The organism is uncultured Campylobacter sp. (assembly GCF_937980635.1).
In the GTDB taxonomy this organism is placed as follows: Bacteria; Campylobacterota; Campylobacteria; order Campylobacterales; family Campylobacteraceae; genus Campylobacter_B.
The window spans coordinates 83,544-110,311 of sequence record NZ_CALJPG010000010.1 but is presented as its reverse complement, the minus strand read 5'-3'; the positions used below and the strand labels follow the sequence as shown (position 1 = coordinate 110,311).

The window sequence follows — 26,768 nt, the reverse complement described above, 5'->3', positions numbered from 1 at the left end:
GCACTCGCCGCAGAAAGCCGAAATTTTACCCTCAGCGTCGGCGAAGCCCTACGAGTGAAAAACCGCGCGAGAGCGAGGATTTTACCACTTTTTGCCCTTGTTTAGGCGCAGAAACTCATCGGCTGAAATTTTAGTAATATTGCCATCTTTGACGTGAAATTTTTGAGTGTTTCTTTCGCTGAAAGTTACGTTGCCATCGGCTTTACCAAGCTCAAACATCCCATGACCGGTAGAGATTAGCAGCTCCTCATCTCCTTGCGAAGCGACGATGTAAGGGGCATTAATGACCATCTCGCGCTTCTTGCCACTTTTTAGATCGATGATGCCGATCCACATCTTACCGCGCGGGCTAAGCACGATATCTTTGCTAGGCACGGGCGCGCTTTGAGTAGCGTTTTCGTCGGTAGAATTTTCCTCAGTCTTAATGCTCGCGCGCTCGATCCTGATAGAGCGGTCCAGCGCATTTAGCGAGCTTAAATTTTCATCCGCAGCAGCGGTTGCATTGGCATCTGACTTTAATGCGAATTTTTCATCTGTAGCGTTGTGCGAAACGACGTCGATACCGATGTTTTCAAGCTTTTTTTGAGTATTGTTTACAATCGGGGCGTCCGAGTAGGTGGTTTTGTTTTGCTCCCATAAAAGCGAGCCCAAAAACTCGCCGAAGCTTTTATAAAGTCCGAAATAAAAGATTGCGCCTATGATTAGCACCATCGCAAGCAGCCATAAAAGCCAACCGCTGCCGCTTTTGTTAGGGCTAACTCTTTGACCATAAACCTGCTCGACTTTGGCCTTTTTAACGGGCGCAAAGCTCTCCTTCGCGACCTCAAACTCGCTAAGCCAGTCCGATAGATCCAGCCCGAACTCGCGCTCTAAAATTTTAATGTAGCCCTTCACGTTAAAATTTGCTAGCTTCTCGAAGTCTTTGTTGATGATGTATTCTAAATTTTGCGCGTTGATGCGCGTCGTGCGCGCTATCTCTATCAGATCCATAGATTTTAATTTATCTAGATCGCTGCTTTTTGGTTGCTGCGTTTGCTCCGGCTTCTCGGTTTGTTCCGCCTGCTCGTCCGTATTATTTAACTTCTCTTTTATTTCTTCCATTTAAAATTCCATCGCATAGTATCGCAAATGCCGCGCTTACATTAAGCGAGTCCCAGCCTTCGCGCATCTTTATTGATACCGCGCGGTCGCATTTTTTAAGCGCCCTAGCGGGTATCCCCTCTTCTTCTTTCCCCATTACGAGTGCGTTTTTCGCGCCGAGCCCTAACTCCTTAAAGCTCGTCCCGCCCGCACTCGCGGCGTAAATTTCAAAGCCGCTTTGTTTAAGCTCGTTTAGCACGCTAAGTCCGTCTGCGGCCTTAACGACGTTTAGCTCATACGCCGCGCCCGAGCTTGCGCGCACTACGCCCGCCATATTTAGATTATTTGCGACGACGATCACGCTGTCCGCGCCCAAAGCATAGGCGCTACGCATTATCGCGCCGATGTTTCCGACGTCGGTAAGCCCATAAAGGATCGGCACGAATTTATCGTCTTTGACGCTAGCTAGATCGCCGAAGCTAAACTCCTCCACCTCGGCTAAGAAGCCTTGATGGTTGCCGCCGCGAGCGAGGGCTTGAGCTTTTTTTGCATCGGCGCGCTCAATCTTTACGCCGGTCGCGGCGATATTTTTAAAAATTTCTTTCTCGCACTCCTTGGCAAGGATGATGCGGATAAATTTCTGCGGATGCCGGTTTAAAAGGTGCAAAAACAGCTGCTTGCCGTAAATAATCATTTTGGGATTTTAGCGAAAAACGGTTAAAATATGACTTAGCGTATCAAATTTTTATATATTTCTTTGGCGGGTTCGCCGTTTATTTTTGAGAGTAGTTTCGCTTTTATTTTCGGCGCGATCTCAAGCGAGAGAATATCTTCTTGCGTGATTTTTTCAAAGCTTTTCTCGCCTGCGCCGTCAATCACGACGCACCATTCGCCGTTTAAATTTGCGCTTTTTAGCTCTAGCAGGACCTCTGCGGCGCTACCAAAAAATTTTTTTTCAAATTTTTTGGTAGCTTCTTTGATCACAAAAATTTTACGCTGTGCATCGATCCCCGCGATCTGCTCTATTAGCTTTACCACGCGCTTGGGAGATTCATAGAGTACGCACGGATAGGGGCTTTGCATTAAATTTAGGATCTGAGCTTTGCGCTGCGCACCGTCATTATTCAAAAAGCCTAAAAAGCTAAATTCTTTCTCCACTAGCCCGCTTGCGGCGGCTGCGAGCAGCAGAGCGTTTGCGCCGCTAAGCACCTCGTAAGGCACGTCGCTTCGCTGCGCAAATTTTACGAGCGCAATCCCAGGATCGCTGATGCAGGGCATGCCTGCGTCGCTTACGTATGCGCAAGCTTTTTCGCGCAAAAGCGCCGCGTTAAAGCTCGCGAAAAACTCCGCTTCGTTGTGCGTGTGCAGAGAGTAAAACTGTGAAATTTTAAATGAGATTTGAAATTTATCGGATAATAAGTTTAGAAGTTTTTTTGAAACCCTCGTATCCTCGCAGATTAGGATTTCGCAGCTTTGCAATACCTCAAGCGCGCGGCTCGAGATATCGCTTAGATTTCCTATCGGCGTAGGAATGAGATATAGCAACTATTTCATTCCATATTTTTGCTTAAATTTCTCGACGCGGCCCGCGCTATCTACGATCTTCTCGCTGCCCGTGAAAAACGGATGGCAATTGGAGCAGATATCGACGCGGATCTCGGCCTTGTTCGAGCGCGTTTTAAAAGTGTTTCCGCAAGCGCAGGTAACGGTCGTTTCGACAAAGTTTGGATGGATATCTTTTTTCATTTTTGATCCTTTTTGATGATTTTAAAAGGTTGCGATTATACAACTTTTTTATCTAAAAAGCAAATTTAAAGGGTTTTAAAAATCTCTCGGCGAAGCGGCGGATTTTCTTTCGAGCGAGCTTTTTGGACGCGAAAATTTTAAAATTTAGTCCGCTTCGTCGGTAAAATTTTATTTCACCGCGGCCTACTGCGGCGTGCAAAATACAGCGCGCGAATATACGCCGCGGCAAATACGCACAGTGCGTCAAGCCGCCGATAAACATAGCGGATCGCGCAGAGCAAATTTTAAATTCCAAAATTTTAAGCGCCCGACTTTTAAATTTTAAAATTTGCCGAGCGCTTAAAACATCAACTTCGCGCAAGTTGCGATCAGCGCGGTGTTTGAGCGCAAAATATAAGGGCTATTAAGCGCATAGGCGTTTTTAAATTTCTCCCTTTCGCGCGGCGAAAACCCACCCTCCGGGCCGATGAAAGCGACCTCATCGCCGCCAAAAATGTCGATATTCTTGCCGCCAAAATCAATCAGGCTTACGTTTTCATACCTTTGCGCGAGCTCGTCCGAGCCGCCCAAAACCTCGATCTGCATGATGGAATTTCGCCCGCATTGCTGAGATGAGTTGATCAAAATCCGCTCCATCCTCTGCAGATCGAGCCGCACGTTTTTCTGCGACAGATCGGCATAGACCAAAACAAGCCGCCCGACGCCCATCTCGTTTAGCGCAGGCAGGCTCTTTTCGATCACGGCGCTCTCGACGACTGCCCAAGCGACGCAAAAATCGTGCGGCGGCGTAAAAACGGAGCTTTTAAAAACTAAATTCAAAGCCGCGCCTTTGCGCGAAATTTCGGCGATCTCATATAGATAACTCGCCCCGTCCTTTAGGTTGCGCACGTCTATGCGTTCGCCCGCCCTTGCTCTCCTAGCCTTTAGGTGCAAAAACTGATCATTCTGCAAAATCAGGCTCTGTTCGCCTGCAAGCTTATCGTAAAAATATACCATCAAATAACACTCGCTATCAAAATTATCACTAAGCTTAGCCCCAAAATCACCCGCATTTTGCGCTGATACGGCGCAAAGTTTTGGCTCAGATACGCGATTTTTAGCCGCTTGTACGACGCCGCGCTAAGTATGATCATCGCTAGCGCTGCGGCCGCCATGAAGTAAATTCTAAAGCTCAAATCGAAGCGCAACACCGGTAGCATCACGCTTCCGCTAATTATCAGCGCCGCGATACACGAATAATAGGTCGGCAAAAACAGCCTGATGCGCCTAAGAAATCTAAGCCCAGATCTGCTCTTTTGCTTTAAATTTTCAGCTTGCGGCGTGGAGGCGGCGGAATTTAAAGCCTCGCTGCGAGGGCGAAATTCCGCTGCCACATCGATCTTAAGCTGGGTAAAAATCAGATAAATTATCGTTAAAATCGCCGCAGCTAGCGCGAAAAACTTATGAAAACCCAGGGCGCTTTGATACAGATAATCCATCACTTCCACCAGTGGGTTAAATTTGCAGTATAAAATTTTGTGCGGCTAGAGCCGAAACGACCGAATTTCAGCGCAAATTTTTTCAGCGCGAGATAAAGCAGACCTGCTCCGCGCCTTTGAAATTTTAAAAACTCTTCAAAGCGGCTGCGGCTATTTGTTGCGTTAAAATTTAGCGCATATTTTAATTGCGGTTCCATGCCGTATTTCTCGTGCCAAGAATGAAATTTTGCAGATAAAGCTTTATAAAATTTAAAATTTATCTGCGTAGATCGCACGGGCAAAAAAGATACTAAAATCGCGCTTGCGCGCCGCATACAAACAACACAAATTTTAAAAATTTTCAAATTTAGCCGCCGATTTTTCAAAGCTCCGTCCTATTCGGTCACCGGAAGCGGCGGCATATCGGCATTTATATCGACTTTGGGCTCGCTAGGCGCGATAGGCACGTCCTTTGGCACCTCGCTATCCACCGGCGGCTTTTGCAAGGTGTCCTTTTTCTCATCGTCGCAACCGCCCAAAGCAAGCGCGCAGACAAAGATCGCGCACGCGGCAAAAACGCGCACAAACCCCGCGCCAAATTTAAAGAAATTTCTCATCAGCAGTCCTTTGGATAGATGATTTTTTCGCCGCGCAGCAGCTTTTGCCAAAGCTCCGGCTGCCTCCACTCCTCGCGCACGGCGGGCGAAAATTCTATCTCATCCAGCGCGATCTCGCCCATCTGCGCGTTGTAAGCATCCTCGCGGAAGCACTGCGCGTAGCCGGTGGCCGTTTCGTGCACGATGACGCTGTGAAGCTTTACTTCGCGCTCGCCGTTTTGCATCTGAGTTAAGCTCAAAAGTCGGTCAATTAGAACGAAAAAAATTCTACAAAACTGCTCCGCGCTCGGATTTAGCGGTATCTGCACCCAGCGCGCGCTGTGTTTTTTTAGATCCGCGATATAGCCCGCATCATCGCGCGCATAGATCGTCGTAGCGTGGTCGAAACTATCGATAAGCTCGCGAATACCGAGCTTCATGTAGCCGAAATCATATACCATCCCCGCTTCATCCAAAAAATTTGAGCTAAGCAAAATTTCGCATTTGTAGGAGTGGCCGTGGATGCTCGTGCGACACCGCTTAGAGCCGCACAGGCGCACGATGTGAGCGTTTTCGAATTCGTATAATTTCCTGATTATCATACCCCGTCCTTCTCGCCCCAAATTCTAATGTGCAGGCGATCGGAGTAATTATAGCCGTTTTTTAGGCAAAAATCCACGCAAAATTGCGCGGCGCTTTCCAGCTCGCGACGATCTGCACCGCACGGCATACAATAAACTTCGCCGCCGCACGCCGCTAAAATTTCAGCGATCTCAGGCTGCGCGTCAAATTCTGGCGAGATCACGAACTTGTAAAAGCTATCCTTTGCGTTTTGTTTTAAGCTTCGTAGCGCGGCGAAACTCAGCCTGCGTTCACGCGGCTCGGCGGAGTTTGAGAGCTTAGGAGATATCGCAAAGACGCAGTTTTTGTAGGCGGGAAAATTTTCAAAATCCACTAAAATCGTGCCGTTGGTTTCGAAATGCACCGCGTATCCGCGTGCTAGCAGCTCGCAGACGAACTCGTAAAATAGCGCCTCTTTATGGTGCAGTAGCGGCTCGCCGCCGGTAATAACGACGATCGGCTTTTGATAAAGCTTAGCGCTCCGCGGCAAGACGGAGCTTTGCGGATTTAAATTTGAAGAATTTTGCGCCGCGAAATTTAAAGAATTTTCGCTCGTTAAATTTAAAGATTTTTCTGCGTTACCGTTTAGGCAGGGAGGCGTTTGCGCGGCGGAATTTAACGTATCGCTTTCGGAAAAAGACTCTGCGCCGCAAAAACCTGGTACAGGGCGCGCAGGTGCGGAGTAAGAGAGATCGGATAAATTTGGAATTTTATTTAAAAGCTGCGCTAAATTTAAAATTTCTTCATGCTCGAAGTGTTTTGTAAAAACCGCGCGGATCGTATCACAGCCGTGCAAGATCTCGCCGGTCTTTGGCGAAATACGCGTACTGCCGAAGCCCGCACAGCGCAGATTGCAGCCCGCAAAGCGAAAGAAAAATGCGAGCCTGCCTGCGTATTTGCCCTCGCCTTGGATACTTAAAAAGCTCTCAACAAGCCTCATCCGCCCGTCTCGTAAAATGCGCGGCTTGAAATTTCATTCGAAGCGTCAGTTTGCCAACGATTTTTTTCGGGCTTATTCGCTAAAATTTTAGCCAAAATTTCGGCGGCTGCGGCGATGTCGCCCTCTTTGACCGCCTTTTTGATACTTAGCGCGTCCTCGAAGTAAAGACACGGGATCAAAAGCCCCTCGGCGCTTAGTCTGATGCGGTTGCAGCTCTCGCAAAAATCGTGCTTGTGCGGATCGATGATACCGAAGGTGTAGCCGTCCCCGAGCGCGTAAAGCGACGCGGGCGAGCTTTGCGATTTCGGCAGAGCGGTAAAGATAAATTTACGCCTTAAAATATCTAAAATTTCGTTTGATTTTAAGCCTGTAAGGTCGCCGGCATGGGTGTTTTCCATAAATTCTATGAAGCGGATCTGACAATCCTTCTCGCGGGCAAATTCCAGCAAATAAATAAGCTCGTCGTCGTTGATGCCTTTTAGCGCGACAGTGTTTAGCTTGACCTTTAGTCCCGCTTCAAGCGCGGCGTCAAGGCCTTCTAATACGTTATAAAGCACTCCGCGCTGAGCTATAAATTTAGCCCGCTCCGGACGCAGAGAGTCAAGCGACATATTGATGCGCTTTAGCCCCGCATTTTTCAAGGCGCGCGCGTAGTTTTTGAGATAATATCCGTTGGTAGTAAGCGCAAGATCGATGTCCGGGGCATAATCCGCGATCATCTTTATAAAATCTTCGATCCCCTTTCGCACCAGCGGTTCGCCGCCGGTTATACGGATCTTTTTTACGCCGCCGTCGATCGCAACCTTGACGAATAAAAACATCTCCTCAAAGCTTAAAATATTCTCTCGCGGCACCCAGTTAAACGGCGTAGCAGGCATGCAATATCTGCATCTGAAATTACACCGCTGCGTAACTGAAATGCGCAAATAATCGATCGTTCGTCCAAATTTATCAATTAGCATATTTTGCCTTAATATCAATTTGCGGCGATTATATAAAAAACAAAGCGATTTTGCAAAATTTTATTTTTATATTGCTCTGGCTATTTTCTTACCGAGCCGATGAGCTCTTTAAGCTGATCCAGAAGCGGTCTGATCTGCTTTTCTACCCGCTCGTCGATCATCGTAGGCACTACGTCTAGTCTCTGCTCTATCGTCTCGTCGATTACGTCGGCGATCGCGTTTATATCGATATTAGGAGCGACTTTACCGCCCGAATCGATCATCTCTTTTAGCTCCTCGACCTTCTTTTTAAGCAGATAGTTTTCTTGCATAGCGTCGGTTAGCACCTGATCGAAGCGCTCGAATTTTTTATCCGCTTGCTTATCCTTAAAATATATGACGAAAAACATCAAAAATATAACGACGCAAAGTCCTAAAATGATGATAGTGTTAAGATCCATAGGGGTTCCTTAAAATAAATTTACAAAAACAAAAGCGAAAAACGCAATGCCCAAGTAACCGTTGAGCGTAAAAAAGGCGCGATCGATCTTACTAAAATCACTACGTACGATCTTATGCTCGAAGTACAAAATCGTCGCGCACGCAGCCACGCCCAGATAGGCAAAAAAGCCTAAATTTGCCGCCGCGCAAAACAGTAGCCAAAAAAGCACCGCCACGGCGTGAAAAATTTTGGAGATAAACATCGAAGCTTCCCTGCCGTAAAGCGCAGGGATGCTGTAAAGCCCAGCCGTGCGGTCAAATTCCATATCTTGAAGCGAATACAACACGTCAAAGCCGCCTACCCAAAATACTACTCCAAAGCACAGCAGCACCGACCATAGCGGAATTCCGCCGCTAACGGCGATCGCTCCCGCAATCGGCGCAAGCCCTAAGCAAAAGCCGAGCATCAAATGCGCAGTCTCGCTAAAGCGCTTAAAATACGAATACCCACCCAATGCCGCTAAAATAGGTACTGAAAGCTTAAGCGCCAAAGGATTTATAAACGCCGAAACCGCTATGAAAACCACCGCGTTTGCGATGATGAAAAGCAGCAAATTCCCACGTCCGATCCGCCCGTCCACGCTAGGGCGCGAAGCGCAACGCGGATTGGCGCGGTCGATATCCTCGTCTAAGTAGCGATTTAGCGCCATTGCGAAACTTCTCGCACTTACCGCACATAAAATCCCCAAAAAAAGCAACTTCCAGCCGAACCATACCGAGCCGCTTTGCAGCTTGCTCGCGGTAATCATCGCCGTAAAGATAAACGGCAACGCGAAAACCGAGTGTTTAAAAACTATTAATTCGTTGATGTCGGATAAAATTTCTTTAAATTTAGCCATTTTGCCCCTTATTTTGGGCACCATTGTATCAAAAAAAAGTAAGAATAGCTCTAAATTTGATATAATTTGAACGAAAAATTTACGAAAGGAAACGCCTTGAGCCAAAATCAAAACTCGCACGCAAGCCCGCAGATCGCGATCATCGGCACTACTGCAAGCGGCAAAAGTGATCTTGCGCTAAGTATCGCGCGCGAGATGGACGCCGTGATTTTGAGCCTCGATTCGCTCTGCATTTACCGGCAGATCGACATCGCAAGCGCTAAGCCAAGCGAGGAGCAGCTGAGCGAGATCAGGCACTTCGGCGTAAATTTAATCTACCCAAACGAGTACTTCAGCGTCGGCGAGTTTATTAAAGAATACGCAGCAGCGCGGGCTTTTGCGGGGCGTAGCGGCGTGCCTTTGATAATCACGGGCGGCAGCGGGTTTTATCTCAAAGCGATGTTAAGCGGGCTGGCGCCGAAGGTTCCCGATTTTAAAAGCGAAATTTCAAACGATGAAATTTACGCCCTAGCGCAGCGGATCGATCCGCAATTTGCCGCGAAATTTAGCGCGGCGGACAGCTTTCGGTTAAGAAAATGGCTAAGCATCTATAAATTTTGCGGCGAGGCTCCGAGTAAATTTTTGCGCGAGAACACCGCCCCGCCCGTGATTTCTGATATTAAAATTTTTGAGATCGACGCGCCTAAGCAGTGGCTTGCGCAGCGCATCGAAGCGCGCACGAAAGCGATGTTTGAGCGCGGGCTTTTAGAGGAGGCGGAGTTTTTATTCGCTCGCTACGGCGCGGAATGTAGGGCATTAGGCTGCATCGGGCTAAAGGAGTGCGGGCAGCTTTTGCGCGGGCAGATCTCGCGGGCGCAGTGCGGGCAGCTCGTAAGCCTGCACACGATACAGCTTGCAAAGCGCCAACGCACCTTCAACCGCTCGCAGTTTGCGGATAAAATTTCGGCGCCGCCACAAGAGCTGGAGCGTGAAATTTTAAAATTTCTTCGCCGCGAGATTTAAAATCGAAATTTATCAAAATTTGTGTGTTTGCTAGGAGGCAGTGGGGTAAAGGGAGTAAAATTTAGATTTAATTTACCGCGCTGAATCGCGTCTTTAAAATTTTGCGGGTCGCGCCAAGGTCTCGTGCGGCGCGGAATTTCGATTAAATTTAATCGCCTTCGCAAATATCAAAGCTAAATTTATCGTTGTCAAGCCTACTGAAATTTTGATTTTCCGCACTTGCATTGCGCTTGAAAATAAAGGCGTAACCGTATTTCTCGGGGTGCTGCGAGCTGTTTTTTAGCCCAACGACGCAAAGCTCGTAAGTGCCGCTTTGCAAGCCAAGTTTGAGCGTGGAATTAAATTTTCGTATCTTGCCCGCAGCGCCGCTTTGGCACTCATAGCCTAGCTCGAGTTCGCCGCTTTTTAGCTTATCGAAACGATACTGCAAAGCATCGAAGCTCGCTAGGATCGCGGAGTCGCTTTGCGGGGCGAAATACAGCTTATCGCGCTTGAAAGCTACTTCGTAGCCCGCAGGCGGCGCAAACTCCTCGTCCATGCAAACGAAGATCTCATAGCTGCGCACCGTAAGCGGGTAGAAGGGTAAAGCTTTAGCGCCCTTTACGGCGTCATAAAACAGCTGCTTGTGCGCGTCCCAGTAGCTTAGAAGCTTTTTTTGCTCTGCATTTTCGCTCCTTTAAAAACTCACTCAAATCGCGCACATCAAGCAGCGCAAAACCGTAGCCGTCAGCACTTAGCTCGCCCAAAAACATATCTCTCCTTTGCTAACAAAGCGCGGCGAGTTCAGCTCGCGCTTAAAATTTCAGCTCAATACCCGCTTAAAAAGACGAAATTATTTACCGCTCCGGTTAGAAATTTCACTAAAAACGGCGCCAGCACGCATGCTACGCTAGCTAGCACGACGGCAAATTTTATCTGCACCGAGACCGCGCTCAGTGAGCCATCAAGCTCCGCGTCCTTTCGCGGCTCGTGCAAAAACATACGCACGATGAGGCGCAGGTAGTAATACAGCGCGAGCGCGCTATTTACCGCCATGATGACGGCGAGGGCGAAGTAGCCCGAATTGACCGCGGCGCTTAGTAGATACATCTTGCCCCAAAACACGCTGAATGGCGGAATGCCCGCAAGCGAGAGCATAAAGATCGCCGCGCATAGCGCAAAGAGCGGATGGGTGCGGATCAGCCCGTCAAATTTCTCAAAAGGATGCTCGAAGCGAGCTGTAAATTTAGAGCTTTGCTCGCAAATTTCGGTGCCTGGCTCGCAAGTTTTAGTGCCAAAAAGGGTCGCTTCGGCGCCGGGCTTGCTCGCTTTAAAATTTTGCTCGTTTTCTTTGGAATTCTGCTCGCCGCAAGCTAAATTTTGTCCGTTCTCGCCTAAATTTAACTCGCCGATAGCGCCTGACTCGTAATCTTGCGAAAAAGAAAGCTTTGCGTTTGAGATAAAATTCCTCTCATCCTCGTTGCCGTTTGTATTTAAATTTAAAGCGGGGCTTTCGGTTTTAAATTTTAAATTTAACGAGCGTGCGCGCCTTTGCCGTACGCACCAGATGAACGCAAACGCCCCGAGATTTGCCACGGCGTATAGAATCCAGTAGGTGAAAAGCGCCGCATTTGCCTGCGTCGAGCCGATCACGATCGCGCAGAGTACGAAGCCTGCGTGCGAAACGGAGCTGAAAGCGAGCATCCGCTTGACGTCGCGCTGCACGAGCGCCATGAGGTTCGCTAAGCTCATCGTAACCACCGCTACGGCGTAGAGCACGATGTTTAGCCACTGCACGCCGATACTTCCCAGCGCCTCAAACAGCCTGATCGCCACGACAAAGCCCGCGATCTTAGGCACTACGGACATAAAGCCTGCCATGGCAGAACTCGCACCTTCGTAAACGTCGGGCGTCCAGGTGTGAAACGGGATCAGCGAGAGCTTAAATCCTATCGAGACGATCATAAATGAGCAGGCGGCGAAAAGCAGGACGCTGGTTTGTAAATTTGAACTCTTGGCGATCTGCGCGATATTTGAAATTTCCATAGAGCCGGTCGATAGAAAAAACATCGCCGCACCGAATGCGAAAAAGCCCGATCCCAGCGCGCCCATTATGAAGTATTTTAGCGCCGCTTCGATTGATCTGGCGCGGTTATGAAGAGCGATTAGCGTATAAAGCGCCAGCGAACCCGTCTCAAGCCCCACGAGGATCATCATTAAGCTTTCGCTCGCGACCATAAACTCATACCCCACGAGCACGAATAAAAACAGCACGAAAAACTCCGCCGTGTGGTACTCGTGCGCGCTTCTTGCGCCCAAAGACAGAAAGATGAAAAATATCGAACCTGCGAGCATGATAAGCATCGATAGCGTCGCGATTCCATCCACCAGCATCACGTCGAAAAGCCCGCGTATGCCGCTGTTGTAACCAAAAACGAGCCCGAAGCCGAGAGCTAGTGCTAGTATCGTGATAACGGCGTAAAATTTATACGATAGCGTGCGCGCAAAAAGCGAAACCGCGAGCATCAGCAGGGCAAATCCTCCAAGTATCGCCATAGGCGCGATCGAGGCTAAATTTAAAAGATTATTTTGCATCGCTTCTTACCTTAAAATTTGCTTTTTCCATATAGGCGCGAGTCGCGGTCTGAGAGGCTTTATTAAACATCAGCTCAAGGCTTTGCGTAACGCTAGGCTCGATACTCTTTAACATCAGATTCGGCGCGACGCCCAGCACTACCACCAGCACGCAGATCGGGACGATAGAGCAAAGCTCGGTCCTGTTTAGATCGCTTAGCTTTTTATTCTCCTCATACACGAGCGCGCCGAAGAAGGTCTTTTTATAAAGATTCATCGAATAGATCGCGCCCATTATGATGCCGAGTCCGCCCAAAAGCGCGTAGCTAAAGCTGATTTTAAAAATCCCCGCGAGGCTTAGGAATTCTCCCACGAAGCCGATCGTAAGCGGAAGACCTATCGAGCCTAGTAGCACGACGCAAAAACAAAACGCATAAAGCGGCATCACCCGCGTAAGCCCGCCGAACTCGCTGAAAAGCTTCGTGTGCCTGCGGTCGTACAAAAAGCCCACGAGCATAAAAAGCCCACCGCTTACGATACCGTGGCTGATCATCAAAAATACCGCACCGCTCATTCCTTCGCGGCTCATTGAAAAAATTCCAAGCATTATGACGCCCATATGCGCGATCGAGCTATACGCGATTACCTGTTTGATGTCCTTTTGCGCAAAGGCGATGAAGCTCGCGTAGATGATCATAACGATCGCTACGGCGCACATCATCCCGCTAAAATAGACGCTCGCATCCGGAAACAGCGGTAGCGAAAATCGCACGAAGCCGTATGTGCCCATCTTAAGAAGCACCGCGGCAAGCAGAACCGAGCCTATCGTAGGAGCCTGCCCGTGCGCGTACGGAAGCCAGGTATGAAAAGGAAAGCAAGGCGTCTTGATCGCAAAAGCTACCGAAAATGCCAAAAACAGAGGAATTTGCGTGCTAAGCGGCAGCGATAGGCTCTGCCAGTCTAGGATATTAAAGCTATACTCGCCCGTAGCCTCGTGGTATAAGTAGCTCATCGCTACGAGTCCTACAAGTAGAAACATCGAACCCAGGAAGGTGTATATGAAAAATTTTACCGCAGCGTAAATCCTCTTGCCGCTGCCCCACGCGCCGATAATATAGAGCATCGGAATGAGCGAAAGCTCCCAAAAGATGTAAAACAAAATCGCATCCAGCGCCACGAAAACGCCCACCATCGTCATCTCTAAAAATAGAATGCAGATGATTAAATTTTTGGCGCGCTCTTTAATGCTTAGGCTAAGCAGCGCCAAAAATGTAACCAGCGTGCTTAGGATCACTAAAAACAGCGAAATTCCATCCACACCGATAAAGTAGTTGATGCCGTATTCGCTTATGAAAGGGTGTAGCACACTAAACGCGATGCCGTCCACCGGCTCGTAAAGTATCCACAAAACGAGCGAAAGCACGAACTCTATAAAGCTCATCGTAACGGCGTAGGTCTTGATGCTCGCTTCGTCGATCAAAAAGCCCAAAACCGCAGCTACTGCTGGGAAAAATATAACCAAACTTAAAAAGTATTCCATGCCCACCTCACAGCGCAAACGCCAAAATCAGCAAAATGAAAGATCCCAAAACCATCCACCTTAAATTTGCGCTCAAATCTCCGCTATTGCTTACGCGATCCGCACCCTCGCCGCTTTTTACCGCGATGCGAGCGATCAGATCGACGCTGGCGTCTATGATCGCGTCGTCGCATTTAGCGCAGATCTCGCTAAGCCTTTCGTATCCGCGCACGATCACGCGCTCGTAAATTTGCGGGATAAAATACTGCGCGATCAAAATTTTATAAAATTTGCAATTCTTTAAATTCAGGCTAAATTTACCCTTGCCGTATGTCCAAATCGTTCCGATCGCCACCGCGCTTATCATCGCTAGCGTTAGGGCGATCAAAATTACTTCTATGCCGTGCGGGATCGAAGCTTTAAAGCCCGGTAGTATGTTAAGCACGAACTCCGCAAAATCGTGCTCGAAAAAGCCCGCGATCACTGCAGGCACGGCTAACACGCCCATCGCGACGAGAGCAAAGCCTTTCGCCTCGTGCGAATGGTGGGTAAATTTTTGCTTACCGAAGAACACGAGCATTATCAGCCGCACGCTGTAAAACGTCGTCATCGCGGCGCCCGCAAACAGCAGCGCCCAGATAAAATACGCGTCCGCGCTCCACGCCGCTTCCAAAATTTTATCTTTTGAGAAAAAGCCCGCGAACGGATAAAATCCGCAAAGCGCAAGCGAGCCTATGCACATTAAAATCGCCGTAGGCCGCATAAACTTATATAATCCGCCCATATTTTGGATATTTAGATCATCCTTCATCGCGTGCATTACGTTGCCCGCGCCCAAAAATAGAAGTGCCTTGAAAAACGCATGCGTCGCCAGATGAAATAGCGCGATCCAATACGCCCCGAGCCCCGCGGCTACGAACATATAGCCAAGCTGCGAAAGCGTGGAGTAAGCGATGATCTTTTTAAGATCGTTATGAACTAGCGCCATCGACGCCGCAAAGACCGCTACGAAGGCGCCCAAGCAGACGATAAAGCCGCTTACTTCTGGCGCGAGCGCGAAAATAGAGTTTGCGCGGATCACTAGATAAACGCCCGCCGTAACCATCGTCGCTGCGTGAATGAGCGCAGACACGGGCGTTGGACCCGCCATCGCGTCTGCCAGCCAGGTATGGAATGGAAACTGCGCGCTTTTGCCTATCGCACCGATAAATAAAAGCGCGGCGATCAGAGTTAAAATTTCAGGCTCCAAGCCCGCTGCGTTCGCAAATACAACTTCGTAGCGCAGCGAGCCGAAATTTAAATAGATCAAGAAAATTCCAAGCAGCATCCCAAGATCTGCGATGCGGTTCATTATGAAAGCCTCGTTGGCGCACCAGCTGTAATTGCTCCTATCATACCAAAAGCCGATCAGCAGCCACGAGCAGAGTCCGACCCCCTCCCAGCCGATGAAAAGCCCTAAAAAATTATCGCTCGTTACCAAAACCAGCATCGAAAATACGAAAAGCCCCAGGAAGCTGAAAAATTTAGAGAAGTTTTCATCATCCCACATATAGTAGATCGAATACACGTGCACGACGCTGGAAACGATGCCTACGACCACCATCATCACCGCACTTACGCTATCTATGAGAAAGCTAAATTTTGCGTCCAAAAATCCCGTGCTTATGAAATCGGCTAAGCTTACGCTGATTAGGCGGTTGTCAGAGACGAGCTCCATCAAAGCAAGCGACGCGATAGTGCTTAAAATCACCAGCGCCGAGCAGATTACGCCGATAAACATCTTATCTTTGGCGCGAATGAAAACGCCTGCGAAGATCGCCGAGGCAAGCGGTGCGAAAAGGGCGATTAAAAGCCACACAAAAACGGTATCAAGCATCCGGTCCATCCTTGGAAGGATTTTTAAAATTTACGAAGCTGTCAAGTTCGATGCTGCCCGTCTTCTTATACCACAAGATGAGTAGCCCAAGACCCACGGCCATCTCGCTCGCGGCAATCGCGACGATGAAAAGCGCAAAAATTTCGCCGTTTATGTTGTCGTAAAATTTCGCCACGGCGACAAGAGCTAAATTTGCGGCGTTTAATAAAATTTCGCTCGAAAAAAAGAGCATGATCAAATTTCTTCGCTTCATCATACCCGCAAGCCCGAGCCCAAACATCATCGTAGCAACGATTAGATAGTGATTTAGACCCATTTTATCCCTCGCTCTCTTCGTATGTCAAGCTCGCATCCATCTGCTTATGCGCAAGCACGATAGCGCAGATCATCGCCACGAGCAGCATCACGGCTGCAAGCTCGAAAATCGCCAGATATTTCGTAAAAATAATCATCCCAAGCGCCTCGGTATCGTCGGTGTTTAAAATTTTAAGCGTTTCTACGTTGTTCGCAACCACCGCGCCAAGCACGATAATCACGAGCAAAAATGCGATCACGCCGCTAAGCGCGAAAAATAGCCTTGCGCCCTTTTTCGGCTCGCTTACATTTTTATTCGCCCCCAAAAACATCAGCGCGAAGCCGTAAAGCACGATCACGGCGCCCGTGTAAACTATGATCTGCACTACGCCTAAAAACTCCGCATCCAGCAAGAAGAAAAATCCGCTCATAAAAACCATGCCGCCGGCCAGCGCGCTAAGGGCGTAAAGGACGTTTTTGCTAAAAACGCTGATGCCGAAAAGCGCCAGGCAAACCGCGCTGAAAAAATAAAATGCAAGCGTTTGTATCATTGCTCATCCCCCTGCGCGGCGGAGTCTTCTGCGCTTTGCGAGGCGGAATTTTCTTTAGAATTTCGCTGCGAATCAAGCGTGGAATTTCGAGCGTCCCTAGCGGAATTTTCTTTAGAATTTTCAGTGTCCGCGGCGGAGCTTTCCTTTAAGCTCGCCAGCTTGGTATTTTGTCGCTCGGCTAAAATTTCGCCGCTTAAGCCAGCACCCTTTGAAAATAAAATTTTATCGTTAGCAGCACCCTCTTTTTTAGAGCTTTCCGCGGCGCTATTTTTTAAATTTGAATCCGCGCTCTTTAAGCTTAGCTCATCGCTTGCGGCGTCGCTTTTTATATAAGCGTTCGGCGTCACCTTGATCCGAGCGCCTGCGTTTTCATCCAGGCTGCCATAGCCTGCAAACTCCTGCGCCGCGCCGTTTAAACATAAATTTTCGCCGCGAATCAAAAGATCCTCTTTGAAGCCGTAGTAGGCTCGCTGTTCGCTAGCAAGCTCATATTCGCAGCCGTGCACGATAGCGATCTCGGGGCAAACGTCCGCGCAAAGCCCGCAATAGACGCAGCGCCCTAAATTTATCGAGTAGTTATCTACCTTTTTGCGGCCGTCGCTGCCGAGGCTGGTCTCCATCGCGATGCAGTTCGCCACGCAGATCTTCTCGCACAAGCCACATCCGATGCAGCGTTCGCTGCCGCTTTCAAGCAGGCGCATAAGCTTGTGCACGCCGCGGTATCTAGGCGGCATGACAAATTTTTCCATAGGATACCGAAGCGTATGCGAGCCGCCGCGCTTAAACATATTTTTTAGCACCACCCACAGCCCCACGAAAAGCTCGCCGTTAAAGGTGCGGGCTAGGAATCTGCGAAGCTTATCGCCGCCGGATTTAATAGGGCCTCGTTTATCGATCTGGGCGTATCTTGCCATCGTACCCTCCTTAAACGATCGCTAGCGCAGTAATTAGCACGCAAGCAAGAGCTAGCGGCATGCAGACTTTCCAGCAAAGCCCCATCAGCTGATCGGGGCGCAGATGCGGCCACGCCGCGCGAGCCCATAGGAAGCAGAAAAACACGAGGCTTGATTTTAATACCATCATAACGCCGCCAGGGATAAACCAAAACGCGTTAAATCCGCCCAAAAACAGCAGCGTCGTAACGACGGAGTATGTTATGATATTGGCGTATTCGCCGATAAAAAACATACCCCAGCGCATACCCGAATATGCCGTACCCGCGCCTGCTACGATCTCGGTTTCGTTTTCGGTAAGACACAGCGGCGTGCGGTTGCACTCTACAAAGGCTGCGATGAGAAATAGCGCGAAGCAAACGGGCTCTTTCCAGATAAACCACTTATCTATGCCGCCGCTTTGCGCGCTTACGATGTCGATGAGCGAGAGCGAGCCCGTGATCATCACGATAGGGATCAGGCTAAGGCCGTTTATCACCTCAAAGCAGGTGATCTGCAAAAACGCGCGAAACGCGCCTATCGTGCCCCATTTATTGTAGCTCGCAAGCCCTCCGATCAGTAGACCATAAACGCAGGTGCCGCTAGCTCCGAGCAAAAATAAAATTCCCACATTTATATCGCTTAAAATCGGCTGGATGGTTCGCCCGCCGATCGTAAACTCCGGCAGCAGCGGCACTACCGAAAGCGCCACGAAAGCGCCCGTAGCCGATATTATCGGCGCGATTTTAAAAAGAAGCTTATTCGCTCGCGCAGGGATCGCGTCCTCTTTAGTAAAAAGCTTTATCATATCCGCGCCCACCTGCAAAAGCCCCGCAGGCCCGACCATAGAGGGTCCGATCCTGCGCTGCATAAAGGCAAGCACCTTGCGCTCGGCGTAGGTCGCAAGCCCCGAGAGCAGCGCGATGACGGCTAAAATCACGAGCGCCTTTAAGACGGTAGCTACGAAATAAAATGCACTATCGCTCATCTGCCCTCTCCTTTGGAATTTGAAATTTTCTTGATTTTCACGCTGGCGTAGCGCGAGGTTTTGAAAAATATCTCGCCGCGAAGCTTCTCGTCAAAATACGGCAGATACGCTCCGCTAAAGCCCGGATCGATCTTTACGCTAGCGACGATTTCGCGGTTTAAGCTTACGAACTCAGTCGCGCCGCTTTCGCTATTTTCGCTATTTTCATCACCGGCGCCACCGGCTTTGTGCGCGTCGCTTGCGCGATCCGTTTTTTTCGCACGACCGGCACCGCTTTTATCATTAGCGCCGCTAGTTTTTTCATCATTGCTCACGCCGTCCGATTTGTAAATTTTAACTACGTCGCCCGCGCTCACGCCCAAGCTTTCGGCGATGCCGGAGCTTAGATATAGTGTGCCCGCTTCGCCCAGTCCGCTGCTTGCGCCGCTAAATTTATTGAATTGATGCAACGGATTCGCCTCATAGATTAAAATTTCGCCCTCGCCTGCTCTAAGCGGCGCGGAAGGAGAAATTTCAAACTCCTCCTCGCTAGCGACAAACTCCTCATTTCGCAGCTCATATCCGCGGTGATTTGCGCCGCCATTGTCGTAAAAATTTTCTAAATCGTCAAATTTAACCTGCTCAAAATCTGCGCCCAAGCTTGACGTATAGCTGATCGCGTGTTCCGCGCAAACTCCCAGCGCACAGGCGATGTCGTTTAGCTCGTATCCGCCGTAATCAAGCGCCGCATTGGTAGGCACTACGCGCTTGTCGTAGTTCGTAAATGTACCCTCTTGCTGCACCAAGCTAGGCGCGTCCAGATCGGCTTCCAGCACGCCGAAGCTTATATCGCCCGCTTCGTTGTAGCCTAGCGTCTCGCCCGCGCTCATTTGCGCGCTAAGTTTACAGATGAGCGCGACGCCAAGGCTATTCGTGCGCGGCGGCACCACTAGCACTTTTAGCGGCGTGTAGCGCTGCACCAAACCGGTCAGGCGCGCGAGCATGGCGCTATTTGGCGTGCGGATAAAATCCTCGCCGATGATGAGCGAAAAACTCTCCTTTTTAGCCAAAATTTCATCTATTTTTTGCTCGTCCAGACCTAGCGCGCGGGCAAAATTTGAAATTTTACTTTCCGCAGGATTTTCGGAATTCTGCGCGGAATTTTTTGCGGGATTTTCAGCGCCATCCGCGCTTGCGGGATTTTCAGCACCGCTGGCACTCGCAACATTCCCGACGCCATTTGCCTCCGTAGAATTCTCAGGATTTTGCAAATCCACGGATTTCTCATCTAAATTTTCCTTCGCCGCGGCGCGCGAAATTTTAAATTCCGCCGCGAGTTTCGCATCCAGCCACTCAGGCAGATCGCGCCCGAATTTCTGCAAGATCCAAAGTAGGATCTGCGCCTCCAACCCCGCGGCGTGCGGCTGATGGATGAAATTTTTACTAAAGCCCTTAATGCCCTCGTCGCAAAACGGATGAAAATAGATTCCGCTTGCCTTATTTAGCTTGCAGGCGCTGTTTACCGCATAGCCCAGATTTGGAGCGTCACTGCGCAAAAATGTGCCGCAAACGACGATGAAATCGCTATTTTTAATCGTCTGAGAATCCGCATTATAAAATTTCGTGCCACTAAATTTTGAAAATTCGCGCAGGAATCTTTGATACACAAGCGCTTCGTCGTTGATCAAAGCGAGTTTAAATTTTTGCCGCAAAAGCTCTAAAATCCGAGCTTCTTCATTGGTGATGAAACTATTAAATTTAATATTTTTGATCTCGCCGTCCTCGATGCCGCGCACGATACGGCTAAAAACCGCTTCGTTTTTGCTCGCCCGCTCGTTTGAAAAATCCCAGCCAAAGCGCGCTGCGGCGTGCAGGACGCTAAAATTTATGTCGCTGCCAACGCGATAAATTTTTTCACGCGGGTCGCCTATGCCGCGGCGCTTGATCTCGTAATAAAGTAGCTCGCAATCGCTGCTGTGCGGGTTGGAAGCGGGTATTTGACGCAGCTCCCAGGCGTTTGAAACGTATTTAAACGCGCTCTCTACCAAAGCCCCCGTCGGGCAGACCGCCGCGCTCTCGCCGTAGTTTACGCAATCATCCTCATCGTTAACCCGCGCGATTAGACTTTTTTGTAGCTTATTCCACACGGCGTAGGCGTCTTTGGGCATCGCGTCCTTTTGCTCCTTACTAAGCGCGTCTCCGCCGCGCGGGACGAGCTTAAACGCATCTACGCCCAAGCGGTCCTTCGCGGCGGTAATACAGCGCTCACAGACGATACAAAGGCTAGGATCGTAACTCAAATATCCCCAATCCTGCACCTCGCGCGCCGTATCGCGGATAGCGTAGCTTTGGGTATTTGTGCGCATCAGATGGGCTAAATTTTGAAGCTCACACTCGCCGCTTTGATCGCAAACCCCGCACGCCATCGGATGGTTGATGCAATAAACCTGCGTGATCGCCTCGCGCTCGGCGTCAATCTCGGGGCTGCGGCTGTAAACGACCATGCCGTCCTTGGTCTTGGCGTTGCAGCTATAGACGCGCTTGCCGTCCGCTTCGACCATACAAAGCCTGCATGCGAGCGTCGGCGTACCGCCGCTTAGATAACAAAGCGCAGGGATAAAAACGCCGCAGCGACGTGCGACCTGCAAGATATACTCGCCCTCGTCGCACTCGCAAGCTTTACCGTCGATCGTGATCTTTGCCATTTTAAACCTTAGAAATTTCTGCGAGTTCGAAATTATAACCGCCAAAGCCCTGCCCGCCCGAGCCCAAAAGCGCGATCGTGCCCTTTAGCTCCTCATCCAAAATAAATTCTTTTTCCAAATTTAGGTGCGGCGTTTTGATGCGGACGCGATCGCCGCCCTTGATCTTTGCAACCATGCTAAAATACCTTCCGCCGATTAGTTTATCGTCCGCATCGTGTTTGAAAACCACGGCGCCGTCGAAATTCTCAGGCTCTTTTAGAGGGCTTAAATTTGCCCGCTCTTGTGCGCCCAAATCCGCTTGCTCGCCGCGTAAGCTTAAAATTTTAACCCCGAATTTTGCCGCTATGAGAGATAGAAAGACTTTGATATTTTCGGTGTCCGGATGAGTTTTAATGAGCGCATCGTCGATCAAAAGCGCGTCGCAGCCGTTTTGGAGAAACTCCGCGATCTGCTCGATCTCCTCCTCGCCCACGCTGCTTTCACCGCTTAGATACTCCAGATCCAGATCCACAAAATATTGCTCGTCGCAAAAACCAGCGCAGATTAGCGCCAGCACGAAGCTTTGCGCGCCGATCTCGCATTTTATCAGCTCGCCCGGAAGATGCGGGTCTTGCAGCGGCGATACGCTTAAAATTTCAGCGCTCTTAAAACCTTCTGCAAGCGCGGGATTTTGCAAGCTAAGCAGCGACGCAAAATTTAAAATTTTCATCCTCTCCCCTTTTTGGCGACGACCATCCAATCGACTTGGTTATAACGGATCAAGCTTAAAAGCGTAGAATTTAGCCCCTCCACCAGATCGGCGCTCTTTTGAACCGCGCTAAAATCACCCATCTCAAACATAAAGATCATTGTCTCGCCGCGAGCGGAATTTTTTAAAATTTCGCCCATGCGGTTTAAAAATTTATCGCCCAGATGCCTCAAATCGTAGCGTTTCATCGATCCACCTCGCCTAAGATAATATTCGTGCTGCCGATGATCGCCGCGGCGTCGGCAAGATACTGCCCGGGTAAAATTTCCTCATAGACCGCGCAATGCCAAAAGCTCGGCGTGCGGATCTTAAGGCGGTACGGGCGGCTTTCGCCCATCGAGCGGATATAAAATCCAAGCTCGCCCTTAGGGCTCTCGCTCGCGGCGTAAATTTCGCCCACCGGCGGGCGCAGGCCCTGCGTAACCAGCACAAAATGCTGCATCAGCGAGTAGTTTTGCGTCATGATCTGCTCTTTGCTAGGATTTACGAAGCGCGGATCGATCGCTAAAATTTGCGGATCGCTTAGCGGATAGTGTTTCGCGCACTGGCGCAAAATTTTAAGGCTCTCGCGCATCTCCGCCATATAGCACTTATAGCGCGCGTAACAGTCGCCCTCGCTCGCATACGGCACGTCGAAATCAAGCTCGTCGTAGATGAGATAGGGCTCCTCTTTTCGAATATCCCAAGCATGCCCGCTAGCGCGCAGGCTCACGCCGCTACAGCCGCAGCTAAGAGCTGCTTCGTGCGAGATCACGCCTACCCCCTCGGTTCGCATCAGCCAAATTCTATTCGTATCGAGCATATCTTCAAATTCTTTAATATCGCTCGGGAATTCGTCGCAAAATTTCAACATCTCCTCTAACCAGCCCGCAGGCAGGTCCAAAAATACGCCGCCGATTTTGATATTATTGTGCGTAAGGCGCGCGCCGCAGTATTTTTCTATGAGATCGAGTATGTATTCGCGCGAACGAAAGCAGTAGAGAAATACCGTCATCGCGCCGATATCAAGCGCGTGCGTACCCAAAAACAGAAGGTGCGAGCTGATGCGATTAAGCTCCAATAAGATCGTGCGGATGATCTGCGCGCGGCGCGGCACTTCGATGCCGCATAGCTTCTCGACCGCGGCGCAAAAGCCGTAGTTGTTCGAGCCCGATGCGACGTAATCGATGCGGTCTGTTACGGGGACGAACTCCGCGTAGATCATATTTTCTGCCATCTTTTCGATGCCTCGGTGCATATAGCCCACGCCCGGGCGGGCGCGCACGATGCGCTCGCCGTCAAGCTCCAGCACGAGCTTTAGTTGGCCGTGCGCGCTTGGATGCTGCGGACCGAAATTTAAGATCATATTCGCGCCCTCGCGCTCGTACTCGATGTTTTCGAAAAACGGTCTTAGCTTGCTTGGATTTTGCATTATTTTCTCTTTGTGATGATCTTGTAAATTCCGCGTTTAGCGCGTTTTACGAAGCGCACGCCGCCCTCTTCTTGGTATTCTTGTAAAATTTTCTCTTGCGGGCGCGGCTCGCCTCTAGCGCCCTCATGATAGAGCCGCGCAAAGTTAAAGGTATCCTTTTCATCTACGAATGCGGAATTTCGGTTTTCTTCGCCGATCCGCTCGCGCGCGCCAACCCCAAAAATTTTATCCACCTCGTACCACTTGGCAAACTCGTCTCCTTGCAGCGGATAGGACTTTAAAAGCGGGTGTCCGAACCAATCATCGGGCATTATTAGGCGCGCTAAGTTCGGATGAGCCTCTATCCAAACGCCCATCATATCGTATAGCTCGCGCTCCGCCCAGTTCGCGCTTTTGTAGATACCCGCAGCGCTTTGCAAAAAGCTCTCATTCGGCACGAAGCACTTTAGCCGTGCGCGGCGCGCTCTTTTGATATCCAAAAGCTGATAGAAAACCTCGATGCCGCCGCGAGCCTCGATAAAATCCACGCCGCTTAGCTCGCACAAAATTTCATATCCCGCGCTCTTAAGCGCACGCAGCGCCGCTAAATTTTGCGCGGGCTCCACGTAGAGCACGAGAGTGCTAAATTCCACGTATGAGTTTAAAATTTGAACGCCCCCAAGCGCGTCCAGATCGTCTTCAAAATCGCTCTCGTTTGCGCTGGATTTAGGCGTTTCCTCGGGAATGAAAAATCTGTCTTTGTAGTAATTTTTTTTACTCTGATCGCCTTTGGGATTAAATTTTCTCATCAGATCAGCCTTTTTGCCTTTTGTGCGCGGCGCGGAGTTTGAGTGCGGATCTTTTTTTGTAGCACCATCATCGCAAACTGCAGCGTCTCAGGGCGCGGCGCGCATCCGGGCAGATAGATATCCACAGGCACTATGCGGTCGCAGCCCTGCACCGTAGCGTAGGTATTAAACATCCCCCCGGTATTGGCGCAGCTGCCCATGCTGATGACCCATTTGGGCTCGGGCATCGCGTCGTATAGGCGGCGCGTAAACTCGGCGTGCTTTTTGCTAAGCGTGCCTGCGATTATCATCACGTCCGATTGCTTGGCGCTTGCGCGAAATATCGTGCCGAAGCGGTCAAAGTCAAATCTGCCCGCGCCCGCCGCCATCATCTCGATCGCACAGCACGCAAGTCCGTACGTCATCGCCCACAAGGAGTTGCTCCTGCCCCACGCGATCAGTTTATCGACGGTCGTTAGCACTACGGGAAGCCCGTTTTCGCGCGCGTAGTTTATCTTATGCTCTGCCAATTTAGCGCTCCTTTTTTCCAGGCGTAGATGAAACCGACGCCTAATAATACAATGAAAAACGCCATCTCTACAAGCCCGAACACGCCTAAAATTTTAAAATTTACCGCCCACGGAAACATAAAGATAATCTCGACGTCAAAAAGTATGAAAAGCACGGCTATTAAAAAAAAGTGGGAGTTCATTCGGTTGGGCTGTTTGACGGCTTCGGGGCCGCTTTCATAAATTTCACCCTTTAGCCGCTCGTCGCGTCTATCTGCCAAACGCGAGCCTACCAAAGAGGATAGTTTAACGATGAGCGAAAAGACGCAAAAGGCTAGGATTAGCATTACGAATATTCCGAAATACGGGCTTTGCAGCGGAATTCTAGACATTTTTCGCCTCGGTTTTAAAATTTAATGTGGATTGTAACGAAGTATTGATTTAATAAAGCTTAGCGCGCGCCACTAAATTCGCTTTTAAAAGTAAAATTTAATATACCTCGCCCGTGCGATTTAGTGGGGATTAAGGCACGTGTGGTAAAATTTCGCGGATTTTAAGGGAGAGCTATGAAATCTAGCAAGATAAGTCTCATTTTCTACGGCATATTCTGCGGCGTAACAATCTATTTTCTTATCTGGGGATTCGGTTTTATAGGAAGCGGCGATAAAATGCTATTTTTGGTTTCGGTATTTTTGGGCATCTTTATGGCCTTTAATATCGGCGGAAACGACGTGGCAAATTCCTTCGGCACCAGCGTCGGAAGCGGCACTCTTAGCATCGCGCAAGCCCTTTGCATCGCGGCGGTATTTGAAGCAAGCGGCGCGGTAATCGCAGGCGGCGAAGTAACCTCGACGATCAGAAGCGGTATAATTGATCTTAGCAAAATGGACGTGCATCCAAGAGACTTTATCTACGTAATGATGAGTGCGCTTTTTGCGGCGGGCGCATGGCTGCTTTTTGCCAGCAGAAAGGGGCTGCCCGTATCCACTACTCATGCGATCATCGGCGGTATCGTGGGCTCGGGGCTTACGCTAGGCGCCCTGCTTAATACCGCAGAGACTTCCGCATTGTGGCTCGTGCAGTGGGATAAGATCGGCAAAATAGCGATCTCTTGGGTGCTCTCGCCGATTTTGGGCGGAGTGATCTCCTTTGGAATTTTCTGGCTCATCAAACATTATATTTTGGATTACAACCGCTACGCTCAAATAAAGATCGACCGCATAAAGCGCGAAAAAAAATCCCTCCGCAAGCTGCATAAAAAGACCTTCGAGACCCTGGACGACATTCAAAAGATCGCCTATGCAGAGGCGCTAAATCACGATATTTACGCGATGCGCGATCCAGATTTCGACCCAAGCGAGCTGGATAGCGAGTATTATAAAAAGGTGATCGAGCTTGACGCGAAAAAAGAGAAGCTCAAATCCCACAAGGCCCTAGAGTACGGGATTCCTGCCGTAGCGGGTATCGGCGCCTTCGTGATCTCGGCGATGCTGATATTTAAGGGGCTGCATAATCTAAATTTCGGGCTTACGAATTTTTACAACTACCTCATCATCGGTATGTCGACGCTGATTACCTGGCTTTTGATGTTTATTTTCGCTAAAACCCTGCGCCGCTCAAATTTAAACAAATCCGCGTTTTTGATGTTTAGCTGGCTGCAGGTGCTCACCGCTAGCGGCTTTGCCTTTTCGCACGGCAGCAACGACATCGCAAACGCCGTGGGTCCGTTTGCCGCCATCATCGATACGATGGCTACGAATAGTATCAATCCTTCCACTCCCGTGCCGCAGCAGATTATGATAATGTTCGCAGTAGCCCTCATAGCGGGGCTTTGGTTCATCGGCAAAGAGGTAATCGCCACCGTAGGCACCAATCTTACGAAAATCCACCCAGCCTCTGGCTTTAGTGCCGAGCTCGCAAGCGCCGTCGTCGTAATGGCGGCGTCGGTGCTGGGGCTTCCGATCTCCTCGACGCACGTGCTAATAGGCGCGATTTTGGGAATCGGCTTGGTAAATCACAGCACGAACTGGTCGCTGATGAAGCCGATCGGGCTAGCGTGGATCATCACCCTGCCCGTCTCGGCGCTGCTTTCGGCGTTTGCATTCGTACTTTTGCGCCACGTATTTTAGGCTAAATTTAAAAATCTGCTCCCCGGAATTTTAAAATTTCGCGAATTTCTACGCAAGCTAAATTTTAAAATTTCACGGCGTCTA

The 26,768-nt window shown here is 49.7% G+C and carries 31 protein-coding genes and 1 pseudogene; 2 read left to right on the top strand and 30 right to left on the bottom strand.

Features of this window, described 5'->3' with window-relative positions; all coding sequences use genetic code 11:
• Positions 1-81: 81 nt before the first annotated feature.
• From Q0460_RS02710 to mqnP, 14 genes and pseudogenes are all read right to left on the bottom strand, one after another.
• Positions 82-1,101 (bottom strand): hypothetical protein, encoded by a 1,020-nt coding sequence (locus Q0460_RS02710; RefSeq protein WP_299084550.1) that lies wholly within the window; start codon positions 1,099-1,101, stop codon positions 82-84.
• A complete protein-coding gene (gene rlmB / locus Q0460_RS02705; RefSeq protein WP_299084547.1) occupies positions 1,073-1,774 on the bottom strand; it encodes a 23S rRNA (guanosine(2251)-2'-O)-methyltransferase RlmB in 702 nt (233 codons plus the stop codon). The genes Q0460_RS02710 and rlmB overlap by 29 nt, the downstream gene beginning before the upstream one ends.
• 35 nt (positions 1,775-1,809) lie before the next feature.
• On the bottom strand, positions 1,810-2,625 hold the full coding sequence (gene rsmI, locus Q0460_RS02700; protein WP_299084544.1) for a 16S rRNA (cytidine(1402)-2'-O)-methyltransferase: 816 nt from the start codon (positions 2,623-2,625) through the stop codon (positions 1,810-1,812).
• Positions 2,626-2,826, bottom strand: coding sequence for a 50S ribosomal protein L31 (gene rpmE / locus Q0460_RS02695; protein ID WP_005869728.1), 201 nt, complete (start codon positions 2,824-2,826; stop codon positions 2,626-2,628).
• Positions 2,827-3,165: 339 nt separating this feature from the next.
• Positions 3,166-3,822, bottom strand: a complete 657-nt coding sequence (locus tag Q0460_RS02690; protein ID WP_299084624.1) for a 16S rRNA (uracil(1498)-N(3))-methyltransferase — start codon at positions 3,820-3,822, stop codon at positions 3,166-3,168.
• A complete protein-coding gene (locus Q0460_RS02685) occupies positions 3,822-4,304 on the bottom strand; it encodes a hypothetical protein (RefSeq protein ID WP_299084541.1) in 483 nt (160 codons plus the stop codon). Before Q0460_RS02685 ends, Q0460_RS02690 begins: the two co-directional genes overlap by 1 nt.
• A complete protein-coding gene (locus tag Q0460_RS02680) occupies positions 4,304-4,669 on the bottom strand; it encodes a hypothetical protein (protein ID WP_299084538.1) in 366 nt (121 codons plus the stop codon). The genes Q0460_RS02685 and Q0460_RS02680 overlap by 1 nt, the downstream gene beginning before the upstream one ends.
• A 9-nt stretch (positions 4,670-4,678) precedes the next feature.
• On the bottom strand, positions 4,679-4,900 hold the full coding sequence (locus tag Q0460_RS02675) for a hypothetical protein (protein WP_298024227.1): 222 nt from the start codon (positions 4,898-4,900) through the stop codon (positions 4,679-4,681).
• Entirely contained in the window at positions 4,900-5,481 is a 582-nt protein-coding gene (locus Q0460_RS02670; protein ID WP_299084535.1) for a 6-carboxytetrahydropterin synthase, read from the bottom strand. The genes Q0460_RS02675 and Q0460_RS02670 overlap by 1 nt, the downstream gene beginning before the upstream one ends.
• Positions 5,478-6,209: a 4Fe-4S cluster-binding domain-containing protein gene (locus Q0460_RS02665; protein ID WP_299084621.1), complete on the bottom strand. Its 732-nt coding sequence runs from the start codon at positions 6,207-6,209 to the stop codon at positions 5,478-5,480. The genes Q0460_RS02670 and Q0460_RS02665 overlap by 4 nt, the downstream gene beginning before the upstream one ends.
• Positions 6,207-6,440: pseudogene (locus tag Q0460_RS02660) on the bottom strand (7-carboxy-7-deazaguanine synthase QueE); the annotation flags it as partial. The gene Q0460_RS02665 and the pseudogene Q0460_RS02660, both read right to left, overlap by 3 nt.
• Positions 6,437-7,402, bottom strand: coding sequence for a GTP 3',8-cyclase MoaA (moaA, locus tag Q0460_RS02655; RefSeq protein ID WP_299084532.1), 966 nt, complete (start codon positions 7,400-7,402; stop codon positions 6,437-6,439). The pseudogene Q0460_RS02660 and the gene moaA, both read right to left, overlap by 4 nt.
• Before the next feature lie 80 nt (positions 7,403-7,482).
• Positions 7,483-7,842: a hypothetical protein gene (locus Q0460_RS02650; RefSeq protein WP_005869739.1), complete on the bottom strand. Its 360-nt coding sequence runs from the start codon at positions 7,840-7,842 to the stop codon at positions 7,483-7,485.
• A gap of 9 nt (positions 7,843-7,851) precedes the next feature.
• Complete coding sequence (gene mqnP, locus Q0460_RS02645) at positions 7,852-8,721, bottom strand: menaquinone biosynthesis prenyltransferase MqnP (protein ID WP_299084529.1); 870 nt, start codon at positions 8,719-8,721, stop codon at positions 7,852-7,854.
• Between the two features lie 96 nt (positions 8,722-8,817).
• On the opposite strand from mqnP, the gene miaA reads away from it, so the two are divergent.
• A complete protein-coding gene (miaA, locus tag Q0460_RS02640) occupies positions 8,818-9,723 on the top strand; it encodes a tRNA (adenosine(37)-N6)-dimethylallyltransferase MiaA (RefSeq protein ID WP_299084525.1) in 906 nt (301 codons plus the stop codon).
• 148 nt (positions 9,724-9,871) lie between these two features.
• Here miaA and Q0460_RS02635 read toward each other — a convergent pair whose 3' ends face one another.
• Genes Q0460_RS02635 through Q0460_RS02560 form a run of 16 tightly spaced genes read right to left on the bottom strand, consistent with a single transcriptional unit; the run spans position 9,872 to position 24,947 of the window.
• Positions 9,872-10,288: a hypothetical protein gene (locus tag Q0460_RS02635; protein ID WP_299084523.1), complete on the bottom strand. Its 417-nt coding sequence runs from the start codon at positions 10,286-10,288 to the stop codon at positions 9,872-9,874.
• A 43-nt stretch (positions 10,289-10,331) separates the two neighbouring features.
• On the bottom strand, positions 10,332-10,475 hold the full coding sequence (locus Q0460_RS02630; protein ID WP_299084520.1) for a hypothetical protein: 144 nt from the start codon (positions 10,473-10,475) through the stop codon (positions 10,332-10,334).
• Between the two features lie 55 nt (positions 10,476-10,530).
• Positions 10,531-12,297, bottom strand: a complete 1,767-nt coding sequence (locus Q0460_RS02625) for an NADH-quinone oxidoreductase subunit N (protein WP_299084516.1) — start codon at positions 12,295-12,297, stop codon at positions 10,531-10,533.
• Complete coding sequence (locus Q0460_RS02620) at positions 12,287-13,816, bottom strand: NADH-quinone oxidoreductase subunit M (RefSeq protein WP_299084513.1); 1,530 nt, start codon at positions 13,814-13,816, stop codon at positions 12,287-12,289. Before Q0460_RS02620 ends, Q0460_RS02625 begins: the two co-directional genes overlap by 11 nt.
• A 7-nt stretch (positions 13,817-13,823) precedes the next feature.
• The gene (gene nuoL, locus Q0460_RS02615; RefSeq protein WP_299084510.1) at positions 13,824-15,671 is read right to left on the bottom strand and encodes an NADH-quinone oxidoreductase subunit L; all 1,848 of its coding nucleotides are present in this window, start codon (positions 15,669-15,671) and stop codon (positions 13,824-13,826) included.
• Positions 15,664-15,987, bottom strand: coding sequence for an NADH-quinone oxidoreductase subunit NuoK (gene nuoK, locus Q0460_RS02610; RefSeq protein WP_299084507.1), 324 nt, complete (start codon positions 15,985-15,987; stop codon positions 15,664-15,666). Before nuoK ends, nuoL begins: the two co-directional genes overlap by 8 nt.
• 1 nt (position 15,988) lies before the next feature.
• Positions 15,989-16,516, bottom strand: coding sequence for an NADH-quinone oxidoreductase subunit J (locus tag Q0460_RS02605; RefSeq protein ID WP_299084503.1), 528 nt, complete (start codon positions 16,514-16,516; stop codon positions 15,989-15,991).
• Entirely contained in the window at positions 16,513-17,430 is a 918-nt protein-coding gene (gene nuoI / locus Q0460_RS10605) for an NADH-quinone oxidoreductase subunit NuoI (protein WP_367178647.1), read from the bottom strand. Before nuoI ends, Q0460_RS02605 begins: the two co-directional genes overlap by 4 nt.
• Positions 17,431-17,440: 10 nt before the next feature.
• The gene (gene nuoH, locus Q0460_RS02595) at positions 17,441-18,436 is read right to left on the bottom strand and encodes an NADH-quinone oxidoreductase subunit NuoH (RefSeq protein WP_297881368.1); all 996 of its coding nucleotides are present in this window, start codon (positions 18,434-18,436) and stop codon (positions 17,441-17,443) included.
• Positions 18,433-21,120, bottom strand: a complete 2,688-nt coding sequence (locus tag Q0460_RS02590) for an NADH-quinone oxidoreductase subunit G (RefSeq protein WP_299084500.1) — start codon at positions 21,118-21,120, stop codon at positions 18,433-18,435. Before Q0460_RS02590 ends, nuoH begins: the two co-directional genes overlap by 4 nt.
• Position 21,121: 1 nt before the next feature.
• A complete protein-coding gene (locus Q0460_RS02585) occupies positions 21,122-21,829 on the bottom strand; it encodes a hypothetical protein (protein ID WP_299084497.1) in 708 nt (235 codons plus the stop codon).
• The gene (locus Q0460_RS02580; RefSeq protein ID WP_299084494.1) at positions 21,826-22,056 is read right to left on the bottom strand and encodes an NADH-ubiquinone oxidoreductase subunit E family protein; all 231 of its coding nucleotides are present in this window, start codon (positions 22,054-22,056) and stop codon (positions 21,826-21,828) included. Before Q0460_RS02580 ends, Q0460_RS02585 begins: the two co-directional genes overlap by 4 nt.
• Entirely contained in the window at positions 22,053-23,279 is a 1,227-nt protein-coding gene (nuoD, locus tag Q0460_RS02575; RefSeq protein WP_299084491.1) for an NADH dehydrogenase (quinone) subunit D, read from the bottom strand. Before nuoD ends, Q0460_RS02580 begins: the two co-directional genes overlap by 4 nt.
• Positions 23,279-24,067: an NADH-quinone oxidoreductase subunit C gene (locus tag Q0460_RS02570; protein WP_299084489.1), complete on the bottom strand. Its 789-nt coding sequence runs from the start codon at positions 24,065-24,067 to the stop codon at positions 23,279-23,281. Before Q0460_RS02570 ends, nuoD begins: the two co-directional genes overlap by 1 nt.
• Entirely contained in the window at positions 24,067-24,576 is a 510-nt protein-coding gene (locus Q0460_RS02565) for an NADH-quinone oxidoreductase subunit B family protein (protein ID WP_005869772.1), read from the bottom strand. Before Q0460_RS02565 ends, Q0460_RS02570 begins: the two co-directional genes overlap by 1 nt.
• On the bottom strand, positions 24,558-24,947 hold the full coding sequence (locus Q0460_RS02560) for an NAD(P)H-quinone oxidoreductase subunit 3 (protein ID WP_299084486.1): 390 nt from the start codon (positions 24,945-24,947) through the stop codon (positions 24,558-24,560). Before Q0460_RS02560 ends, Q0460_RS02565 begins: the two co-directional genes overlap by 19 nt.
• A gap of 174 nt (positions 24,948-25,121) precedes the next feature.
• Between Q0460_RS02560 and Q0460_RS02555 the strand changes: the two genes are divergently transcribed.
• Positions 25,122-26,684, top strand: a complete 1,563-nt coding sequence (locus tag Q0460_RS02555) for an inorganic phosphate transporter (protein ID WP_005869776.1) — start codon at positions 25,122-25,124, stop codon at positions 26,682-26,684.
• Positions 26,685-26,768: the final 84 nt, after the last annotated feature.

Excerpts from the sequence above, each read along its gene's own strand:
- nuoD (WP_299084491.1), bottom strand. The coding sequence starts at position 23,279 with ATGCAAAATCCAAGCAAGCTAAGACCGTTTTTCGAAAACATCGAGTAC.
- Q0460_RS02625 (WP_299084516.1), bottom strand. The coding sequence starts at position 12,297 with ATGCAAAATAATCTTTTAAATTTAGCCTCGATCGCGCCTATGGCGATA.
- rpmE (WP_005869728.1), bottom strand. The coding sequence starts at position 2,826 with ATGAAAAAAGATATCCATCCAAACTTTGTCGAAACGACCGTTACCTGC.
- Q0460_RS02630 (WP_299084520.1), bottom strand. The coding sequence starts at position 10,475 with ATGTTTTTGGGCGAGCTAAGTGCTGACGGCTACGGTTTTGCGCTGCTT.
- Q0460_RS02670 (WP_299084535.1), bottom strand. The coding sequence starts at position 5,481 with ATGATAATCAGGAAATTATACGAATTCGAAAACGCTCACATCGTGCGC.
- nuoI (WP_367178647.1), bottom strand. The coding sequence starts at position 17,430 with ATGGCAAGATACGCCCAGATCGATAAACGAGGCCCTATTAAATCCGGC.
- Q0460_RS02560 (WP_299084486.1), bottom strand. The coding sequence starts at position 24,947 with ATGTCTAGAATTCCGCTGCAAAGCCCGTATTTCGGAATATTCGTAATG.
- Q0460_RS02570 (WP_299084489.1), bottom strand. The coding sequence starts at position 24,067 with ATGAGAAAATTTAATCCCAAAGGCGATCAGAGTAAAAAAAATTACTAC.
- Q0460_RS02620 (WP_299084513.1), bottom strand. The coding sequence starts at position 13,816 with ATGGAATACTTTTTAAGTTTGGTTATATTTTTCCCAGCAGTAGCTGCG.
- Q0460_RS02685 (WP_299084541.1), bottom strand. The coding sequence starts at position 4,304 with ATGGATTATCTGTATCAAAGCGCCCTGGGTTTTCATAAGTTTTTCGCG.
- Q0460_RS02650 (WP_005869739.1), bottom strand. The coding sequence starts at position 7,842 with ATGGATCTTAACACTATCATCATTTTAGGACTTTGCGTCGTTATATTT.
- Q0460_RS02585 (WP_299084497.1), bottom strand. The coding sequence starts at position 21,829 with ATGAAAATTTTAAATTTTGCGTCGCTGCTTAGCTTGCAAAATCCCGCG.
- nuoK (WP_299084507.1), bottom strand. The coding sequence starts at position 15,987 with ATGGGTCTAAATCACTATCTAATCGTTGCTACGATGATGTTTGGGCTC.
- Q0460_RS02590 (WP_299084500.1), bottom strand. The coding sequence starts at position 21,120 with ATGGCAAAGATCACGATCGACGGTAAAGCTTGCGAGTGCGACGAGGGC.
- nuoL (WP_299084510.1), bottom strand. The coding sequence starts at position 15,671 with ATGCTTGATACCGTTTTTGTGTGGCTTTTAATCGCCCTTTTCGCACCG.
- Q0460_RS02690 (WP_299084624.1), bottom strand. The coding sequence starts at position 3,822 with ATGGTATATTTTTACGATAAGCTTGCAGGCGAACAGAGCCTGATTTTG.
- Q0460_RS02580 (WP_299084494.1), bottom strand. The coding sequence starts at position 22,056 with ATGAAACGCTACGATTTGAGGCATCTGGGCGATAAATTTTTAAACCGC.
- Q0460_RS02675 (WP_298024227.1), bottom strand. The coding sequence starts at position 4,900 with ATGAGAAATTTCTTTAAATTTGGCGCGGGGTTTGTGCGCGTTTTTGCC.
- mqnP (WP_299084529.1), bottom strand. The coding sequence starts at position 8,721 with ATGGCTAAATTTAAAGAAATTTTATCCGACATCAACGAATTAATAGTT.
- rlmB (WP_299084547.1), bottom strand. The coding sequence starts at position 1,774 with ATGATTATTTACGGCAAGCAGCTGTTTTTGCACCTTTTAAACCGGCAT.
- nuoH (WP_297881368.1), bottom strand. The coding sequence starts at position 18,436 with ATGAGCGATAGTGCATTTTATTTCGTAGCTACCGTCTTAAAGGCGCTC.
- Q0460_RS02555 (WP_005869776.1), top strand. The coding sequence starts at position 25,122 with ATGAAATCTAGCAAGATAAGTCTCATTTTCTACGGCATATTCTGCGGC.
- moaA (WP_299084532.1), bottom strand. The coding sequence starts at position 7,402 with ATGCTAATTGATAAATTTGGACGAACGATCGATTATTTGCGCATTTCA.
- Q0460_RS02710 (WP_299084550.1), bottom strand. The coding sequence starts at position 1,101 with ATGGAAGAAATAAAAGAGAAGTTAAATAATACGGACGAGCAGGCGGAA.
- Q0460_RS02605 (WP_299084503.1), bottom strand. The coding sequence starts at position 16,516 with ATGATACAAACGCTTGCATTTTATTTTTTCAGCGCGGTTTGCCTGGCG.